The sequence below is a fragment of the Filifactor villosus genome (assembly GCF_042652965.1).
GTDB lineage: Bacteria > Bacillota > Clostridia > Peptostreptococcales > Filifactoraceae > Filifactor > Filifactor villosus.
Window position 1 is genome coordinate 20934 of sequence record NZ_JBHSHL010000025.1, and the last position, 18956, is coordinate 39889.

Annotated in this window: 16 protein-coding genes; 11 read left to right on the forward strand and 5 right to left on the reverse strand. The window is 43.5% G+C overall.

What is annotated here, in order from left to right:
• Nucleotides 1-14: 14 nt before the first annotated feature.
• Entirely contained in the window at nucleotides 15-590 is a 576-nt protein-coding gene (locus ACFO4R_RS07070) for a nitroreductase family protein (protein WP_379788364.1), read from the forward strand.
• 406 nt (nucleotides 591-996) lie between these two features.
• Nucleotides 997-1509 (forward strand): ferritin, encoded by a 513-nt coding sequence (locus ACFO4R_RS07075; protein ID WP_379788365.1) that lies wholly within the window; start codon nucleotides 997-999, stop codon nucleotides 1507-1509.
• Nucleotides 1510-1966: 457 nt separating this feature from the next.
• Here ACFO4R_RS07075 and ACFO4R_RS07080 read toward each other — a convergent pair whose 3' ends face one another.
• A complete protein-coding gene (locus ACFO4R_RS07080) occupies nucleotides 1967-2713 on the reverse strand; it encodes a peptidylprolyl isomerase (RefSeq protein ID WP_379788367.1) in 747 nt (248 codons plus the stop codon).
• A 906-nt stretch (nucleotides 2714-3619) separates the two neighbouring features.
• On the opposite strand from ACFO4R_RS07080, the gene ACFO4R_RS07085 reads away from it, so the two are divergent.
• The 6 genes from ACFO4R_RS07085 (at nucleotide 3620) to ACFO4R_RS07110 (ending at nucleotide 11478) form a co-directional block, all read left to right on the forward strand.
• Nucleotides 3620-4252, forward strand: a complete 633-nt coding sequence (locus tag ACFO4R_RS07085; protein WP_379788369.1) for a helix-hairpin-helix domain-containing protein — start codon at nucleotides 3620-3622, stop codon at nucleotides 4250-4252.
• 275 nt (nucleotides 4253-4527) lie between these two features.
• Nucleotides 4528-5004 (forward strand): Cys-tRNA(Pro) deacylase, encoded by a 477-nt coding sequence (gene ybaK, locus ACFO4R_RS07090; RefSeq protein WP_379788370.1) that lies wholly within the window; start codon nucleotides 4528-4530, stop codon nucleotides 5002-5004.
• A 437-nt stretch (nucleotides 5005-5441) separates the two neighbouring features.
• Complete coding sequence (locus ACFO4R_RS07095; protein WP_379788371.1) at nucleotides 5442-6146, forward strand: response regulator transcription factor; 705 nt, start codon at nucleotides 5442-5444, stop codon at nucleotides 6144-6146.
• A gap of 10 nt (nucleotides 6147-6156) precedes the next feature.
• The gene (locus tag ACFO4R_RS07100; protein ID WP_379788372.1) at nucleotides 6157-8712 is read left to right on the forward strand and encodes a sensor histidine kinase; all 2556 of its coding nucleotides are present in this window, start codon (nucleotides 6157-6159) and stop codon (nucleotides 8710-8712) included.
• 355 nt (nucleotides 8713-9067) lie between these two features.
• A complete protein-coding gene (htpG, locus tag ACFO4R_RS07105; RefSeq protein WP_379788373.1) occupies nucleotides 9068-10936 on the forward strand; it encodes a molecular chaperone HtpG in 1869 nt (622 codons plus the stop codon).
• A 272-nt stretch (nucleotides 10937-11208) separates the two neighbouring features.
• Nucleotides 11209-11478 (forward strand): glutaredoxin family protein, encoded by a 270-nt coding sequence (locus tag ACFO4R_RS07110; RefSeq protein ID WP_379788374.1) that lies wholly within the window; start codon nucleotides 11209-11211, stop codon nucleotides 11476-11478.
• A 105-nt stretch (nucleotides 11479-11583) separates the two neighbouring features.
• Here the strand turns inward: ACFO4R_RS07110 and ACFO4R_RS07115 are convergent, their stop codons facing one another.
• Nucleotides 11584-14046 (reverse strand): transglycosylase domain-containing protein, encoded by a 2463-nt coding sequence (locus tag ACFO4R_RS07115; protein WP_379788375.1) that lies wholly within the window; start codon nucleotides 14044-14046, stop codon nucleotides 11584-11586.
• A gap of 365 nt (nucleotides 14047-14411) precedes the next feature.
• Between ACFO4R_RS07115 and ACFO4R_RS07120 the strand changes: the two genes are divergently transcribed.
• The gene (locus tag ACFO4R_RS07120) at nucleotides 14412-14909 is read left to right on the forward strand and encodes a hypothetical protein (protein ID WP_379788376.1); all 498 of its coding nucleotides are present in this window, start codon (nucleotides 14412-14414) and stop codon (nucleotides 14907-14909) included.
• A gap of 118 nt (nucleotides 14910-15027) precedes the next feature.
• Here ACFO4R_RS07120 and ACFO4R_RS07125 read toward each other — a convergent pair whose 3' ends face one another.
• The 3 genes from ACFO4R_RS07125 to ACFO4R_RS07135 are packed head-to-tail and all read right to left on the reverse strand — an operon-like array spanning nucleotide 15028 to nucleotide 16891.
• A complete protein-coding gene (locus ACFO4R_RS07125; protein WP_379788377.1) occupies nucleotides 15028-15198 on the reverse strand; it encodes a hypothetical protein in 171 nt (56 codons plus the stop codon).
• A 6-nt stretch (nucleotides 15199-15204) separates the two neighbouring features.
• On the reverse strand, nucleotides 15205-15576 hold the full coding sequence (locus ACFO4R_RS07130) for a hypothetical protein (protein WP_379788378.1): 372 nt from the start codon (nucleotides 15574-15576) through the stop codon (nucleotides 15205-15207).
• A gap of 25 nt (nucleotides 15577-15601) precedes the next feature.
• The gene (locus ACFO4R_RS07135; protein WP_379788379.1) at nucleotides 15602-16891 is read right to left on the reverse strand and encodes a DUF1576 domain-containing protein; all 1290 of its coding nucleotides are present in this window, start codon (nucleotides 16889-16891) and stop codon (nucleotides 15602-15604) included.
• Nucleotides 16892-17550: 659 nt separating this feature from the next.
• On the opposite strand from ACFO4R_RS07135, the gene ruvC reads away from it, so the two are divergent.
• Complete coding sequence (gene ruvC / locus ACFO4R_RS07140) at nucleotides 17551-18045, forward strand: crossover junction endodeoxyribonuclease RuvC (RefSeq protein ID WP_379788380.1); 495 nt, start codon at nucleotides 17551-17553, stop codon at nucleotides 18043-18045.
• Between the two features lie 60 nt (nucleotides 18046-18105).
• Nucleotides 18106-18696, forward strand: coding sequence for a Holliday junction branch migration protein RuvA (ruvA, locus tag ACFO4R_RS07145; protein WP_379788381.1), 591 nt, complete (start codon nucleotides 18106-18108; stop codon nucleotides 18694-18696).
• The last annotated feature ends 260 nt before the right edge of the window (nucleotides 18697-18956 follow it).

Below are 18956 nucleotides of genomic sequence, written 5' to 3' on the forward strand. Positions count from 1 at the left end.
TGGAGGTAAGGCGGATGTTAAAGGATTTGATACGCAAAAACAGAACCTATCGTAGGTATAAGCAGGAAGAACCGATTTCTATCGAGATGTTGAAGGAACTCGTCGATGCGGCAAGAATCTCATCAAACGGAAACAATATGCAGGCTCTGAAATATATCGTTTCGAATCAGAAGGAGATGAATGAATCGATTTTTTCTTCCTTGAAATGGGCGGCATCTTTGAGCGATTGGAACGGACCTGAAGAGGGAGAGAGACCGTCCGCGTACATCGTCATTCTTTTGGATAAGCAAATTCGTTCCAACCCTTTCTGGGATCACGGGATAGCGGCTACCAACATTCTGCTCTGTGCAACGGAAGGCGGATATGGAGGTTGTATGTTTGCTTCCTTCAACAAAGAAGTTTTGGGACGAATACTTGAGCTTCCGGAGCACCTTGAACCCCTTATGGTCATCTCTCTGGGGGTCGTGAAGGAGGTTGTTGTGCTCGAGGAGATGAAAGATGGAACATACAAGTATTATAGAGATGAACATGCAGTTCACCATGTACCCAAAAGGAGTTTGGAAGAAGTGCTATACAAGGAGTTCGTATAACTTTATTTCACTAATGACACTGAAATAAAGTTCGTGTATAAATGAAGTCTATGGTTGTGGTAGAGGGCAGGTTTATCCGCTTGAAGCGTGCAGTCATTGACGCTACAGCCCGGCAAATGGTATTTCAAATCCTATAAAGTACAAACGATCGATCGCTGAGGCAGATAGTGGTGTAAGAACTGCAAAACTGCAAGAATCTACTGTGTGGGATCGATCATTTGTGTTGTCATCCAATAAATTGTCATATCCATTTTGGGACGATGAATCTTTGTTTTACCTCCGGGGAGTACAAATTGTTGATATCGACAGTGCGACGAATAACAGTACAAATAGGGAACAATGAGAATCTAAACAGGGGGACATTTAGAAAACCGGTTTATCTAAATTTGAATAGGGGGATATCACTATGATAAGCAAAAATTTGAACAAGGCATTAAATGAGCAGGTGAATTTTGAATTTCAGTCTTCTTATGACTACATTGCTATGGAGGTGTATTTCAAGGAGAAGAACTTGGACGGTTTTGCAAACTACTTCCACGTACAGGCTTTGGAAGAGAGAATCCATGCTTATATGATCATGGATTACATTGCTCGAACCGGAGGAAGGATTGAGTTGTCTGCGATCAGCAAGCCGAATATGAAGTTTGAAAACAACGTTGCTGTTTTGAAATCCGCTTTGGAGCATGAAGAGGCAGTTACCAGATCGATATACAAGTTGATGGATATGGCGATCGATGAGAACAATCACTCCGCGAGAAACTTCCTCAACCAGTTTATCGCAGAACAGGATGAGGAAGAAGAGCAGGCGAGAGACTTGCTCGAAAAAATGAAGATGATCGGCGATGAACCGTCGGGAATCTTCTTGATCGATGCACAGCTGAAGCAGAGGACTTTGCCGCAAGAGGGCTCTCAACAATAAAGTCGACCATCAGCTTCTGTTGGTGCAAACAATCAACGGGTGAGGAGACGATTTTGAATATCGTTCTCTCTTTATGTAGTAGCAGTTTCATCGATACAGGCAATGGAAGAAGATAGGATCTCACGGAGAAGTCCGGTCAGAGTTCCTGCAATATCAAATTTGTAAGGTTTGAAGGTATCGAAGCGAGTGCGGAACCTGAGATTCTATCGGCAGGCAATATGGGATATGAAACAAAAAGAGGGGAGGGATCAAGCTCAGGCTTGGATCCTCCCCTCTTTGAATCTTCGATGATGCTAAGGAAATACCTCATAATTTGAACAACCGTCGTAACACTATTCTTCCTTTAAGTGATGAATATAAATAATCCGTGACCCATAGAAAACAAAACCATTTTTCGTGATCGACAAATAGATATAACCGCACTTCTATCGAAGAATAGTATTAGTGTAAAACGTGTCTACATCATTTCGACGGGATATTTGTCGAGCAGTGATTTGATACGCTCTTGGTAGGCCTGATGTTGTTTTTGAGACAGAAGATTTGCTTCGATATCGTTGGAAACACTCTCATAATGAAGTTGCTCCGCTTCCTGCTTGCCCGTTAATTTGATCAGATGATAGCCGAACTGTGTTTTTACGGGTTTGCTCACTTCGCCAAGTTCAAGGGAAAAGGCGGCCTGTTCAAACTCGGGAACCATCTGTCCGCGTCCGAACTGTCCCAAACTTCCTCCGCTTGTCTTGGAAGGACAGGAGGAATGTTCGCTTGCGAGTGAAGCGAAGTCTTCTCCTTCTTCCACCTTTATATAGAGTTCATTCGCCTTTTCTTCACTGTCTACCAGTATATGGGAGGCTTCGATCTTTTCGCCTTGAAGGAAGTGGGATCTGTTCTCCTCATAGAAGGCCTTCTTCTCTTCCTCGCTCACGGAAACGGAATTTAAGATCTGCTTTATAGCAAGCTGTGTCAATAAATTTTCCGTTACGGATGCCAACTGTTCTTTAAATTCGCTGTTTTCGTCAAGCTTGTTCGCCTTTGCATCCAAGTACATCAGTTTCTGATTGATCATCTCTCCTAAAAAAGCCTTGTCTCCTTCGCTCCCCTGAAAGCTTCTCAAGATTTCGGGACTTAAGGACTGCTTCATAAAATCGAGATCTTTTTGGGTAATCTCGTGGCCGTTGACCTTTGCAAGTAATTTTGAATTTGACATAGTTTTTCTCCTAACTTGATTATAGTGATAAAACATACAAGAACTATTATAGTCCAAAATAAGATATTTACCAAATAAATTTAAGATAATACTGCATAATTTGAAACATGGGCATAAAATCCGCTTGAAGAAAGGGCGAGCTTGTTAAAGGCACTCATCCGATAAATTTTTGTATCTTGGCATCCATATGAAGAAGTGTAATACTATTATTCTTTTGAGTTGTGGATATAAATAATCTGTGACCCATAGAAGATAAACCGACTTTTCGCAGTTTGAAAAACAGATATATCTATACTTCTATTGAAAAATAGTATAAACTTGCCTCTGTACATTCTTTCCCTAAGCGTTGTCCTTTTTCGAGCGGATTTCGGTACCGGATGAGGATATCGCTTATATGAGCGGCAACCTTCTCAAGTAACCTCGGATCCGTTCTTGATATTATACCTTTGAGAGCATATTTATAAACAGGGATAACGGGCAGGATGAGGAAGAAGGGATTTTGTTTTTTTATATTGAAGAGGTTGAAAAAAAGAGATAGAATAAAATAAAACAATGGTTTATTCGGATTGAACCGAAGCTCTTGAAGCTCCTTTTTGAAACCTTTGATTTTCTCTTATAGTCTTATTATACTATTCTACGATTGAGCTGTTGGGGAAGAAAACTATAAGGTTTGTCCAAAACGTGTAGGAATCAAACCGTGCAAGCGATCAAGTGAAACGGAGAAGGGAAGAATACTATTTATTCGATAGAACAGGTGTTATATCCATTCCATAACCGGGAATCTTCTAACGAAATGCAAACCATTTATTTCAAGACTTCAAATGAAGAATAGTAATAACAAGGAAAAAGAGTTTTTTAACCCTATGTTTCGACTTCCACTACATATTGATCGGAGGGGAGAAGTTTATGTACTCCAAATTTTCTGTTGAACCGAAAAAACTGAAAAAAGTTGCCGTGGTTATAGTTTGTCTTGTAGCGGTCTTTATGATACAGAAACTGAGAATGCCCTACTACAAGATCCCTCCGAGGCAAGAAGCTGTTGACCGGGAACAAGTCTTGTCGTCGGATGTAGAAGAAGGCAAAGAAGAAGTCTTGGATATGGAACCTCATAAGGTGGTGATCTATGTAACCGGAGAAGTAAAACAGCCCGGGATCGTAGAACTCTCCTCCGATATGAGGTTGAAAGATGCGCTGCAGATGGTTGGAGGGTTTACGGCGGAAGCGGACATCAACAGTATCAATTTGGCTCAAAAAGTCGAGGATGAAAGGCATTACGTTGTAACAAAAATCGGTGAAACTATTACTGAGGCCGGGATTCCATCTTCGTCTACATCGAAAGAAGACAGTTTGATAAACATCAATATAGCGACTGCGGAAGAGCTTAAGCGTTTGGACGGGATCGGAGACGGACTTGCTCAAAGGATCATAAATCATAGAACGGAGCAGGGGGCTTTTTCTTCCATAGAGGAGATCAAGAATGTGAACGGGATCGGAGAAAAAAAGTTTGAGGCGATCAAAGACAGTATCTGTGTGAAGTGATAGAAGATGGGAGAAGAACTTTTTTATTAAGCTGATACCGCATAAGGGGAAACTTCCGATATTCTTATGAGTGCATAAAATATGAAAGTCCTTGGGAACGATAGATCCAAGACTTTTATTGTTCATATAACTCGGACTTTATGCTGATTTTCAGTGTCTTGAGTCTATGATGAAATTATAGCGGAGAAGTATTTTGACAAGTCAGGATGTTTATTTTTCGTTTGGAAGATTTTTTGTTACCTTAGATAGCAAAAAACAAAGGGAGGGGGAGCTTTGTGTCGGAAAAGAAAACAAATGCCATGAGGATTTTGGAGAAACATAAGGTGGCTTATCAGACCCTGCATTACTCTATCGATGAGGAACACTTGGATGCAGTAACGGTAGCTAAAGAGGTGGGAAAGGATATTGCACTTGTCTATAAGACCCTCATTCTTCAAGGAAGCGATCGAAACTACTATGTATGTGTGATCAACGGAGCGGATGAGCTTGACTTGAAAAAGACGGCGAAGGCCTTTGATCTTAAAAGTATCGATATGATACAGGTCAAGGACATCAACAAAATAACGGGCTATATTCGAGGAGGCTGTTCTCCAATAGGGATGAAGAAGCTGTATCCGACTCTCTTTGACAAGAAGGCCCAAGATTTGGAATACATTGTCGTCAGTGGAGGACGAAGGGGAATACAGATGGAGGTTAAGACTTGTGAACTCGTTGCCTTGAGCGATGGCAGGTATGCCGATATCATCAAGTAACGGATGGAAGCAAGACGGTTCTTTACAATAAGGGTTTTTGTTCCGGCCCTTTTCGGGAAGGGTAGGGATAAAGCTCTTTTTTTGTTGATACTAAAACCTAATTAACACTAATACTATTCTCCAATAGAAGTATGGATATATTTATTCTGCGACCGTGAAAATCACTTTTATATTCTGTTGGGTACAGGTTGTTGATATCCATAACTCAAATATATAGTATAAAACACATATCATGACCTATTATAACTGAAAAACAATTTGGAGGATGTTATGCTTCAACGCGTTCAAACTGCAAATTCTAATAGATAATGGTATAAGACAGTTCCTTTAAGAAATTTGTAAGAACTATGGTAAGGTTTTTTTCATATTCTTGTGCTAGGATAAGAGTAAGAGATATCTCGAAGAAGAACTTCTTCTTCCAAATTACCGCGGGAGGAATGAACTTGAAACAATATAAGATACTGGTCGTAGACGACGATTATGAAATTGCAAACTCGATACGCATCTATTTGTCGAACCAAAACTATCTCGTGCATTTGGCACATGACGGTCTGCAGGCCCTCCAAATTTTTGAGAAGGAAGAGATTGACCTTGTCATCATGGACCTTATGATGCCCAAGATGAATGGAGAGGATGCCACGATGAAAATTCGTGAGAAGAGTATTGTTCCTATTATCATGCTCTCTGCGAAATCGGAGGATGTCGATAAGATCATGGGACTCAATATCGGTGCGGACGACTATATCACCAAGCCCTTCAACCCTATGGAACTCATTGCAAGGGTCAACTCCGCTCTTCGTCGCTATGCCAAATACGGAACAAGCCAAGGTGTCGGAACGGATAAGGTCATTCGTATCGGAGGTATAGAACTCGATGAGGAAAGCAAGCAGTTGAGGGTTGATGACAATGAGGTTAGGGTAACTCCTCTGGAATACAAGATCCTCCTTCTTTTGATGAGCCATCCGGGTCGGGTGTTTTCTATTGAGGAGATCTATGAAAGGGTTTGGGAGGAGCCGGCTTATAGTCCGGAGACCGTAACGGTCCATATCCGAAGGATAAGGGAGAAGATAGAGATCAATCCCAAAGACCCCAGATATTTGAAGGTCGTTTGGGGCATCGGATACAAATTTGAAAAACATTGAGGTGAAGATCATGCAAGAGAAGGATCATATAGAAAAGAAAGAAGTTGAAATACAGGAGGTACAAACCGAAGAACAGTCGGATCGCAGAGAAGAGAGGGAGATCTTTCTCGTAGAAGAAGAGGAAGTGCCCCCAAAGAGCAAGCGTCTGAAAATAAGATGGGAGGAAAAACGCGATTTTAAGAACCGAAGGGAAGAGATAAGGGAGGAAGGGGAAGAGAGGGGATTTTTTGCCTCCGGAGCAAAGACGACAACCCTGATCTTCTTGATCTCCCTACTTATCATAAGCATGTATCCTCTTATCTTAAAAACCTTGGAACGCCACTACCCTCAAATCTCTTATATCAACAGTGAAAACTATGTAAGTGATAACTTTGAGACGATATGGGATGCCTGGACGGTGGGACGCTTAGAGAACCAATCTCAAAGAGGAGATGCTTCCGTGATCCTTGATATCGAGCAGGAGGGTATGCAAACGGAAACGGTTCTCATAACAAGCCACAACGACGAAAATACAGTAAGCTACAACGGAGGAAAACCTCGGTTGATGTATTACATCGCAGACAAAGAGAAGAAACATATTGCGACTAATCTGGAGAAGGATGAACTGAACAAACTGTATGACGAGAAAAACAAGCAGGTCTACGCCCGTTACCTCATCTACCCTGACGGAAGGGTGGAACAGATCAGGATGGTCGGAGTTGACAAGTATGAAAAATATATGAATCAGATGCATCGCCGTATCCTCGCCCAATTGGGTCCGACAAGGGATGAGGACTTCTATATCCGCAATGCTGCGAATAAATACGGCTTTCGCTATAAAGAAGAAGACACTCAGAGGTTCAGGTCTTATCAAAACGAGTTTGAGTTTGATAAAGAAGGAAACTATATCATCTCAAAAGGGGAGGAATATAGAGAAGCTCCTGACGAGAAGACGAGGGAAGAGGCAAAGAGGAAGATATCGAGACTCCTCAAAGAAGCGGAAGAACTCAACAAGTTGATGCAGGGAGAACAGGAACTTGTCTTCTACTTTACCTCCGAAAATATAAGTCTTGAAAACCCGGAGTTTTTCTACGGATATATGGAGTATAATTCGATGAGATCCGCCCTTTTGATTGCTCTTTTGGCGCTGGCGGGGATCCTCCTTGTCTTCCTGATCGCCCTCCTTGTACCCTATAAGAGACAGAGAAAGGCGGGGATTGTCAGGGTATTCAATCATATGTTTCTGGAACTGAAGTTTCTTGTCCCCCTCGGTGTGGGAGGCCTCATCGTCGGTGGCGGGGTCGCGATGGCCGAGAGCGGTCTTCTGCTTTTGCCCTATCAAAAACTGAGGGTCTATTCTCCCGTGGAAGACTTGATCTTTCGGATCATGGAGGGAAACAACGCTCATTATTTTGTGTTTGCAGCCCTTGTCGCCTTCTTCGGTCTGTTGTTTGTCTACCTCTGTACGACCTACTTTAAGTACATCTACTATATGGGTTTTATCGAAGGAGTCTTTAAGAACAGTATATTCGGACGATCAATCAGTGCGGTTATAGGTTTTGTGTACAGACCTCTTCGAACCCTGTTGCGTTTGGATCTCGACAAAAACTTTAAGATGAAGTGGCTCCTTGTCGTTATCGGACACTGCCTGTTTATCTTTTTCTCCTACCTGTTCTCCGGCGGAGATGCGGTGAGTTTTCTGTTTGCCTATGTGCTTTACAGTGCGGCTCTGTTCTACTTTTCGACCAAGTTCCTCCAGAACCTTTCCTATATTCAGGCCTATACCGGGGAGCTCGCCGGAGGAAGGTTCGACTTGCAGGCAGAGGAGGAGGTCGGAGTCTTTTCTCCTATGGCGAAGAACCTCAACTCCATCAAGGAAGGATTTAAGATTGCAGTGGAGGAGGAGACGAGAAGTCAGAATATGAAGACGGAGTTGATCTCGAACGTATCCCACGACCTCAAAACTCCCTTGACCTCGATTATCAACTATTCCGACCTTCTCCAAAAGGAAGGTCTCGGAGAGAAGGAAAGACAGGAGTACATCGACATCATCCACAAAAAGTCTCAGAGACTCAAGGTGTTGATCGAAGACCTGTTTGAGGCGAGTAAAGCAAGCAGCGGGAACATCTCCATCCAAAAGGAGGAGCTTAACATCATCTCTCTCCTGCAACAGACCCTTGGAGAGCTGGAGGAGAAGATAGAAAAAAGCAGGCTGGATTTTCGCCCGGACCTTCCCAAAGAACCTGTGATCTGCTTTATTGACGGACGAAGGACCTACCGCATCTTCTCCAACATCATCGGAAACATCACCAAGTATGCGATGGAGGGCACGAGGGTCTACATCGATGCAAGAGCGGAGGCAGGAGAGGTCCGGTTCATATTCAAGAACATCTCCAACTATGAGATGAACTTCGATGCGCAGGAGATTACCGAGAGGTTCCGCCGTGGAGACGAGTCCAGAAACACCGAAGGTTCCGGATTGGGGCTTGCCATCGCCAAGAGTTTGATTGAACTTCAGGGAGGAAGGATCGAGATTGAAGTGGACGGAGATTTGTTCAAACTGACAGCTACCTTTCCGACGCTGTAGGGATAGATACCGCATCATTCGAAAAGCCGGAAACTTGACTTTGTACGGTATTTCCATAGAACTTCGTTTTGTCCTGTCCGAAAGAAAAACTTCGATAGTGTTGACAGAAGGACGAGGACTGATTTATAATAAGAGTTGTTAGCAATCAACGCGATAGAGTGCTAACAACTCTTATTTATATATAAGTGCAGTATTTTTCCAAGTTCTTTACAGATCGGGCAGGACAAAAGAGAAGAACGAACGGGACCGGGTGAATATAGGGGTGCTGTTTGTAAAATTCATACTTCACCGTTTTGTTAAGGAATGAGGAGGCACTGAGATATATGAAAAAATAAATCGAGACGGAGGAAACACTATGGAGAAAAAACAGTTTAAGGCGGAATCCAAACGGTTGATGGAGCTTATGATTCATTCCATCTATACGCATAAAGAGATCTTTTTGAGGGAGCTGATCTCCAATGCGAGCGATGCGATCGACAAACTCTACTATGAGGCCCTAACCAATGAAGAACTGACCTTCAACAAGGACGACTACTATATTCATCTTTCGGCAGACAAGGAAGGAAGGACCTTAACCATTGAGGATACCGGCATCGGGATGAACATGGAAGAGCTTGAGAACAACTTGGGGACCATCGCTCAGAGCGGTTCTCTGGCATTTAAGGAAGGACTGGAAAAAGAAGAAGGCTTCGACATCATAGGTCAGTTCGGAGTGGGATTCTACTCCGCCTTTATGGTCGCCGACAAAGTCAGTGTCCTGACCAAGCGTTTGGGCGAAGATCAGGCCTATCTGTGGGAGTCCGAAGGAGTCGAAGGCTACACGATCACGGAAGCTCAGAAGGACAAGAGCGGAACGAAGATCACCATTTGGCTCAAAGAAAACACCGAAGACGAAAACTACGATGAATACTTAGAGTCTTATTACCTTCGCAGTCTGGTCAAGAAGTATTCCGATTTTATCTCTTATCCGATCAAGACCGAGGTCGAAAAGAGCAGGCTGAAAGAAGGCAGTGAGGACGAGTATGAAGAATACACCGAGGTGCAGACGCTCAACAGCATGGTTCCTCTCTGGAGAAAGAACAAGAACGAATTGAAGGACGAGGACTATGAGAATTTCTACCACGAAAAACACTACGGTTTCGACAAACCTGTCAGTCACCTCCACCTTCATGTGGATGGGATGATAAGATACGACTCCGTTCTGTTCCTGCCTTCCAAGCCCTCTTACGACTTCTATACTCCGGACTACGAAAAAGGTCTAGAACTTTACAGTTCGGGAGTTTTGATTATGCAGAAGTGTGCAGATCTGCTTCCCGATTATTTCAGCTTTGTCAAAGGAATGGTCGATTCCGAGGATTTGTCTCTCAATATCTCTCGTGAATTGTTGCAGCACGACAGACAACTCAAGGCGATTGCAAAGAATATCAAGGGCAAGATCAAGGGAGAACTCGAAAATCTTCTTAAAAATGAACGGGAGAAGTATGAGGCCTTCTTCAGGGAGTTCGGTCGTCAGCTCAAATACGGAGTTTACAGCGACTTTGGGGCAAACAAGGAGACTTTGCAGGATCTTCTCCTGTTCACCTCGTCCTTTGAAGACAAGTTGAGTACCTTGGCGGAGTATGTCGGTCGAATGAAGGAGGACCAAAAATACATCTTCTATGCAACCGGATCTTCTCTTTCTAAACTCAAGAAACTCCCTCAGGCGGAGCTGCTCTTGGATAAAGGGTATGAGATCCTCTATCTGACCGATGACGTGGATGAGTTCGCTCTCAAGATGATGGCAAACTATGAGGAGAAGGAGTTCAAGAACATCTCTTCCAAGGACTTGGGTCTGGATGAAGATGAAGTCAAGGAAGAAGAGTTGAACGAGGAGGAAAAGAACCTCTTGGTTTCGATGAAGGAGATCCTTGGGGACAAGGTGTCCGAGATCAAGGCTACCAACCGCTTAAAGACGCATCCCGTCTTTCTTTCGGCAGGCGGAGATATCTCTATCGAGATGGAGAAGGTTCTCAGTAATATGCCGGGCAATCCGGGGATGAAAGCGGATAAGGTTTTGGAGATCAACAGAAAGCATGAGATTTTCAGTAAGCTGCTCAAGTTCAAGGATGAGGAAGCTATGCTTATACTCTATACCAATCTTCTGTATCAACAGGCGAGGTTGATCGAAGGACTGGAGATCGAAGACCCGGTCGAGTTTACAAACGATATCTGCAAACTTATGTAATATCACTTGTTGAAAGTGCCTGCGGAAGCATTGCGAGTGATATGAAGAAGTAGCGTACAATTCGAACCGTCAGCATAAAATTCATTTGATAAAAAGGATAGACTTCCTAAAAATATTGATTTGACAAAGTTCTGTTTTTCTATGGGTTCATAGGAAAACCAAGAGTCCGCTTTTGTGTGGTATTTTTCGCGGATCGCAACAAACAGGAAAAGTGATTAGTGTAAACTCACAGGGGGTAGAGATAAAATATTCATATCAAAAGGAGGATGAGTATGAAACCGGTATATATGTTGATCACGGATTGGTGTCCTCACTGTAAGAGGGCGAAGGAATGGATGAAAGAGCTTGTTGAGGAAAATCCCGAATATGCGAAGGTAGAGATTGAGATCATTGATGAGGAAAAAACTCCTGAAAAAATCAAAGAGCACAACTTCAATTATTATTATGTGCCAACCTACTATGTTGAAGGAGACAAGGTGCATGAGGGAGTGCCTACCAAGGAGATCATAAAGTCCGTATATGAGAAGGCTCTTGGAAGATAGGGTAGTGTAATCAAATAAGTGAAAGAAGTTTTGATGTTGTGAAAAACAAACAAGCCGCTGCGGATGCTCGTAGCGGCTTGTTCTTTAAAAGGATAGCTCTTTTCCTTAGAATAGGGGAGAGTCCGGCTCGGAATCCGATTCGGGTTGCTCGGGTTGTTCCGGTTCGGGAGATTGAGGCTGTAAAGGTACGGGAATCGTTTCGTTTTCGGGTTGGTTTTGTGATGAACTTGTGTTGTCTTCGGGACTTAATTCGATCAGGTTGCCGTCCTCATCATACATAGCATCTTCTTCGGTAACGATGGATTCGGAGGAGTATTCCTGCGGTTCGGTTCCTGCTCGGAACACTTCCGTATATCCTCTTCGGGATAAGAGACCCGTGACGGGAGAAACCTTGACCTCCACAACATTGGCAGGTTTCTTAAATCCGACATTTTCCAAACCTTTGTGAACATCTTCCATAACCAGCTTCCATAGACGAGCTGCCATAATGCTGCCTTCATTGAGCTCCTTGGGCATATCCGAACCGATCCATAGAGCGGAAGTGTAGTATGGGGTAATTCCGACGAACCAAGCATCCTTCTTGTCGTTTGTAGTTCCTGTCTTTCCTGCGGTCGTCATATTGGAAAGTTTTGCGGGAAGTCCTGTTCCTCTCGGAGATTTGCTGTTTACGACCCCGTAGAGCATATGCTTGAGGATGAACGCATTTGCAGGGTTCATCACTTTTTTTGTGAAGGGTTTGTTTTCCAAAAGAACCTTTCCGTTGGAGTCCTCAATTCTGGTAAAGAATACCGGCTTGATATAGGTGCCCTCATTTGCGATTGCGGCATAGGCGGCAGTCATCTCCAAAGGACTTATTCCGTGGGACATTCCACCCAGAGCCAAAGATTCCACTTCGTCGTGATGGGCGGGATTTTGATCCCGGGTTACGACAGACGTGATACCGAAATCCTTCAAGTAACGAATCATTTCGCGAATCGAAGCATCCTTGCTTCCTGCGATGATGCTTGTACCCACTTCTACCGCACCGACATTGGATGAGCGGATCAAAAGATTACGCATAACGGTCTGGCCCATATAACCGGTTGAGTTTTTAGGCCACATCTTTCCCTTCTCCTTATCATATCGAGGAGAATCTTTGAATACCGTTGCCGCCGTCATTCCATTTTCCAAAGCGGGAGCATAAACGGCGAGAGGCTTGATGCTCGAACCCGGAGAACGCGGGTTGATAGCACGGTTGTAGATCTCGTTTCCGCCGATCCCTCTTCCTCCTACCAAGGCTCGAATTTCTCCCGTATTAGGTCGCATAATAACCATGGACACTTGAGGCTGAACGATCCCCTCCTTATCGATATACGAACCCGGAAAGTTTTCGGGATTGTTTACAGTTTTTTCCAATTTCTTTTGAACGTCCATATTCAATGTGGAATAGATGCGAAGCCCTCCCTGATAGAAGAGCTTTTCAGCTTCTTCCTGAGTCCGTCCGTCCGCAACGAAACTTTTGATTACTTCATTTTTCAAAACATCCGTAAAGTAGCTTGAAATTCCTGAAGCTTTTCGTTTTCCTATCTTAATATGAATCTCTTCATTCAAAGCTTCCTGTTTTTCCGTCTCGGTAATATAACCCAGCTCCAACATCTTGTCGAGAACTACAGCCTGACGCTCCTTTGCGTAGGGATTGAGTACGGCCTTACGCATATAGTAGTCGCCCTTCTTCAGCTGAGAGAGCATAAATCGGTCGATTTTGCCGAAACTGTAAGCTTTGTAGTAGTTGGAGATGTCCTGTTCCGTAGGTTGATAGGGCTCCTTTGTGCTTAGGATGGTAAGGATTTGAAGAGTTCCCACATCATCATCGGCGGCAATCTCCTCGGTTTTGTAAGGAGAATAGTAGACGGGTCTGCGGGGAACACCCGCTAAAAGAGCGGATTCACCCAAACTGAGTTCCGAGACATCCTTGTTGAAAAACGTATTTGCTGCAGCCTGCACACCCTTTACATTTCGGCTGAAATCCGCCACATTCATATAGGCTAGAAGAATCTCGTCCTTACTGAGTTGCTTTTCGATCTCGATGGCATAGTAGGCATCCTGGATCTTTCTTTTGTAGGATTTTTCAAAAGACGTATAGAGGTTTTTGGCAAGCTGCATGGTAATGGTGGAGGCTCCCTGTCCCAGAGAACGTGTCCTCAAATTGTACCACACCGCACCGAACAGGCGTTTGAAGTCAACACCTTTGTGCTCATAAAAACGCTCATCCTCAATAGCTACGATCGCCTGTTTCAGAGTTTTTGGAATTTCATCGGTAGATGCGACCACTCGATAACCGTCCTGGTGGGCGATTTTTTCGATGAGATTCCCTTCATAGTCATAGACGAAGGTACTTTCGTCCAACAGCTCCCCGATCTTCGTAGGATCTATTTCGGGAGTCGTATTGATAACTCCCATGACGGCATACAACGCAAAGCCGACAGTCGAAAGCAAAAACAGAAAGAACAGCAAAAAAATAAAATTCCATACTTTAATCTTTCTTCTTTTGCGTTTCGGTTTTGTGGTTTCGTTATCCGACTGCTTCATTGATAACATTCCTCCATTTCTCTTATGACACAAACTATTCATAAGTTATTTTGAAAGGATGGACCAAGGTCCGATCCTTTGTTGGAACAAAATGGGTTTTTCAAGCGGAACAGCCTGAAAAAAACACATTTTTAAAAACAGTAAAAATTAGTCCTGCGTTTTTATTATACCATAAAATCGTATGAATTTATAGGTAGGATGTATGACAAATATATTAAGGAGGTAGACGGTGGAAGAGGTTGAAGATAAAAAGACTACAAATGTGGATAAAAAGAGGAATGAAAGCAAGGTGCTTGACTGAACTCCTTTCATATGTAATAATTGTATGGAACAAACTTTGGATCATAGCCGAAAGGATGAAACAGATGATTAGAAAACCGCCGAAAAAACAAGCACTTTTGGGAATACTGATGGTATTGATGATGATGGTAATGTTTCATCGTTTGGCGACGATGAACACCGGCGGGGACTGGAAGAAAAAACTTGACAAATACCCCGAAGTCAACCGTATCGTTATTCAACCGTCGAAAGGAGATTCCATAGAGATAGAGAGTGAGACGATGTTGCAACAGGTTAAACGTTATTTCGAGATCAAGGAAGACATCTCGATTCACAAGAACGTCATTGAGTCAAAGATAAAGGGAACCCCTTCAAATATAGAGTTCTACATTGATGAGAAACCCTTGTTTTCGGTGCAGATCTATGCGTTGAAGGAGGCAGCCTTGAATGCAGACAACCCCGGAGAAAGTTTTTCCGGTTATATTGCAGGCAAACCGTATGCATTTAAAATGGAAGGCAGGAATGTTTCGATTACGGCTTCGGATGCCCAACTCGACAAGTACCTTGATAAATTGCTGAGGTAGAGAACCTTTGCCTTGGTTGTGATAAGGAAAAAAAGAGGCCTTTTCAGGATGAACCTGTCAAGGACCTCTTTTTTTATTGTGTATAACCGTATTCAATTTTTTGACGATGGGGTCAGTGCTATAGAATACCCTTCAAATCGGAATCATCGGGCAGCTCTCCCGTTTGGCAGTAGGTGCATTTCGCTTTGGTATGGGTCCTTTGCCATACGAGATACTCATTCATAAGATCCTCCATCATATCTTCCGAATAATCGGGATAAAATTGTTGTAACCATTCTTGAAATGTCATAATGATCTATCCTTTCTTCAGTTTCTTTGACGTGTTGGATTTTTCCCTTACCAAGGTAACCGAGATTGTATCCTCATCGATTTGAATATCGGTACTCTCGACCATCATTCCCACAATCGAAATTTCACTGTCGGAGTCCGTTGCTCCCAGAAGCTCCCAATAATATTCCTCCATAGCGGCCTGCCTGGGAGACTGAATCCAATGGATGAAATCATCGATTCGGGACTTTTTTTCTTGCAGATAATTACAGTGCAAACTGATCAGAAACTCGCTCTCTTTTTCCTCAATTTGAAGTGAGATGTTGGTAGAGCCTATCATAAAAAAGTAGTTAATGAGCTCGTTTGCAATAAAGCTGATCCGTTGTTTTTCGTGTCTCATTGACAAAACCTCCGTTATTTTAAACTTATGATTCTTCCGGAAGGAAGGATTCTATAACCGGAATCAGGAAGGCTGCAACCAGACCTCCGGAAAAACCGTTGTTGTAAAGATTTACTCCGTCATAGAGAGAGCCGACGTTGAGGACGACGCAGGAATGTAAGAAACCTGCTGCGATACCGAAATACCAACCGAAGGCTCCCGAGATAGGAGCAAGGGTAGTTCCGAATAAGGCTGCCAGAACAATGGAAGGATTGTTCACCTCGACCTTGTTGAAAATAGAAGCGATAAATACTCCGGCGAAAATAGGGATAATGTTTTTGGGATGTTTTCCGAAAGCTCCGAAACCCACGATGGCAAAGATACCGCCTATGGTAGGACCGTTAAGCTCGCTTCCGACAAGCAAGACATAGAAGACTCCTACCAGTCCGACAAGACCCATATTGATCAAGGTCAGAGCAAAGCCTTCAAAGTTCAAAAAATCTGTAATGGAACGTCCCGTGTAAGAAAGGATTTTGCCATAGTTTTTAAAACTCCTCCCATTCAGGATGAAACCGGTCAGGATCAGTGCAAGCATAAATACACAGAGGGATATGCCCATCAAAAGATTATTTCCGCTGCTCCAAATCAACTGTGGAGTAATTTCGTAGCCGAAGGCGGCAACAACGGAAATAAACACCGTGCTGATCAAGCCGGAGGTAAAGCCGATGTTGTACAAACTGAATCCGCGATGTAAACGAAACATATGAGTGGATAGCGGAGGAAGGACGAAACCCAGCATAATCCCTGTTATAAGGCTCAAACCGAAATTCAGCGGGAAACGGTAACCCGGAAGTATGAGAGCTTCGGTCACCATCGGTGCCATCGCGGTCCCGAACAAGGCAATATAGATGTACTTGGAGAACTCCGTCTTCTGAGTACGTGCATAGACAAAGACTCCAAGGATGATGGGCCAAATGTTGACCAAATTCTTACCGAAGAGCCCGAAGCCTGCCATCATAAACAAGGAAGAGATCGAAGTTCCGCTCAAGGTAATATTCATACGATACATCATGGTCAAGGAGATCAGATAGAGCAGAGCGGCGTTGACCGTTGCAGCACCTATCCCTCCCACACTGAAATAGTCGGAGATAAGATTGTCCGGTGTCGTGATGATCCGATAGAGGCCCTCTCCGATCCTTTGAGGAGGATCCGTGCCGATGCCGAACAAGAGAAAGGACAGACCGATACACATCATCACCAGATAACGAAAGCGATTGATATCTTTTCGATGTTCAAAGTGCATTTTTTTTGAAGCGGGATTCGTATGTTCTCTCATAAATAACCTTTCTTAAGGCACACAGGACCTTTCCTTCGTTTTCTCACGTTTGAACAGGAGCAAGCCCTGAACATAGCGTGAGGTTGGACAAGTGTTTTTCGTAGAAGGTTTCTCTGTTGCCCGTTCTGCAATAGTTTCTTGGTGTACATATACGGATGTCGATGATACAAAAATCTTGAATACAAGGAGGAGAAAGATTCGTAGGCAAAACTCCTTATGTTTTATACCAAAGAAGCTTGTTGCAAGAAGGACCTTTCCTCCTCGCCTGAACCTGACGCGTCTTGTTTCCATGCGGTGCTCCGGCAGGACCTCTCAAGAGATCCTCTAATCCTTATTTTACCATAAAAAGCGGAGTTATACTATTGTCTGTTTGAATTGTCATTTTATGTCGGTATCCATTTGGGTTATGGATATCGGTAATCTGTACTCTACAGAAGATCAAACAAATTTTTGAGGTCGCAAACAGATAGGATCTCACTTCTATCGGAGAACAGTATTGATAAGCTCTTCGTATAAAACCGGGTTTTCTCTTTTTTTTGGATTGTGCAGTATCATCACGGACTTGGGAGGAGGGATAAACAGACGATAGGTTACAGATTACGTGAACTTATGGTATAATAGCCTAAGGAAAACACAAGACATGAGGTAAGGAGACAGAGATGATAGTTCTTGGTATTGATCCGGGATATGCAATCGTCGGATACGGAGTATTGAATTATGACGGAAATCACTTTTCCGTAGTGGATTACGGTTCCATTCAAACCTCGTCCGGCGAGCAGTTCATAGACCGGATAGAAAAGATCCATAGGGGAGTGAGCCTTTTGCTTCAGAGGTACAAGGTCGACGAAGTCGCAATCGAAGAACTGTTTTTCAGTAAGAATACCAAAACGGCCATTGATGTAGCTCAGGCTCGGGGCGTTATCCTGCTTGCAGCCAAGCAGCATAACGCCGCGATTTATGAATATACTCCCATGCAGGTAAAACAAGGCATCTGTGGCTATGGAGGTGCTCCCAAAGAGCAGATCCAAGGCATTGTAAAGACCGTTCTCAACTTGAAGCAAGTCCCTAAGCCCGATGATACGGCGGACGCTTTAGCGATCGCGGTAAGTCACTGTCACACCAATAAGTTCTCCAAACTATTCAAGATCAAATAAAAAAGAAGGCGTTGATGTATTATCTGAAAAGTATACACTCAATACCGGGAAAGGAAGACTATGATAGGTAGATTGACAGGAACTGTGGTAGAGAAGGAAAAAGATACCATAGTCCTCATGTGTAACGGGGTGGGATTTGAGATTGCAGTCTCCGAGTTTACAATGAGGGAGTTTTCTCTTGAACAGGACATTCAACTGTACACCAAGATGATCGTAAGAGAGGACTCTCTCTCGATGGTAGGCTTCTATACAAGGGAAGAAAAGGAACTCTTTGAATTGCTGACATCGGTATCCAAGGTGGGAACGAAGGTCGGTTTGAGTATTCTCTCGTCCTATGACATCCATACGGTCAAAGGAGCCATCCTCAGAGGAGATGCAGTCCTGTTATCCAAGGTTCCGGGGATAGGAAAGAAGACGGCGGAACGCCTCATCTTGGAGCTGAAAGACAAGATTTCTCCTCTGGAGGGGTCTTTGGAGGAAGGGGTAAAGATGAATGTCGATGAAACGGATGATGTTCTGTTAGCTTTGACGGCTCTGGGCTTCTCGAGAACGGAGGCTTTGAACGCGATTCGTGCGGTTGCACTCAAGTATCCCAATTTGACCGCACAGGAGATGATACCCAAGGCTTTGGCGGTATTGAGCAAGGCTTAGGAGAAAGAAGGAACTGAGGGAGAATGGTGGAATATTGTATCTACACATGCAAAGAGACCTGTCAAACTCCGAAATGGAACCCATTTTTCGAAGAACTGTGGTGATATCTGCCTTTATAAGCACAAAAATTTGTTTGATCACCCATAGAATAAAGGTTCTTGATGTCATTCGAATGAATAATTGTATGAAACAGGAAAGGTGCAGAATATTTTAGTTAAGTCGGCAGAAATATGAGGCATAGGGATCAATAGATTGAAATT